General features: G+C 45.2%; 1 protein-coding gene. It reads left to right on the top strand.

Going from position 1 to position 728, the window contains the following annotated elements; genetic code table 11:
- On the top strand, positions 1-728 hold a 728-nt coding region (hisB, locus tag R8N49_RS27000), incomplete at both ends, for a histidinol-phosphatase (protein ID WP_318190438.1).

Here is a 728-nt window from a genome sequence, read left to right as displayed (position 1 = left end):
TTGATTTCCAAGTTGACCGCTTGGATAAGTTAAAACTAGAACCGTTCGTTATTCCAAGCCTGTTGTCGTTGCAGGATGCGGGATACCGTCTAGTGATGGTGACAAACCAAGATGGTCTGGGCACAGACAGCTACCCTCAAGAAGACTTCGATGCGCCACACAACATGATGATGGAGATCTTTGAATCTCAAGGTGTGAAGTTCGATGATGTGCTGATTTGTCCGCATTTTGAAGAAGACAACTGCTCTTGCCGTAAGCCTAAATTAGGCATTGTGAAAGAGTATCTTCAAGGCGGTAAAGTGGATTTCCAAAATTCTGTCGTGATTGGTGACCGTCAAACGGATCTGCAATTGGCGGAAAACATGGCGATTCGCGGTATTCAATACAATCCAGAAACTATGAGTTGGAAGCAGATATTGAAAGATCTGACGGTGAAAGCACGAGTTGCCGAAGTGATTCGTACTACTAAAGAAACCGATATCAAAGTTGCCGTTAATCTGGATGAGCAAGGTGGCAATGATATCTCAACAGGTCTTGGTTTCTTTGACCACATGCTGGATCAAATTGCCACTCACGGTGGTTTCCAAATGGTGTGCAAAGTCGACGGTGATTTACATATTGATGATCACCACACGATTGAAGATACCGCTTTAGCCCTTGGTCAGGCATTAAAAGAGGCGTTGGGCGATAAGCGTGGCATTGGTCGCTTTGGTTTCAGCCTGCCGATG

The organism is Vibrio sp. 1978 (assembly GCF_033344345.1).
This window is presented reverse-complemented; position numbering and strand designations above follow the sequence as displayed.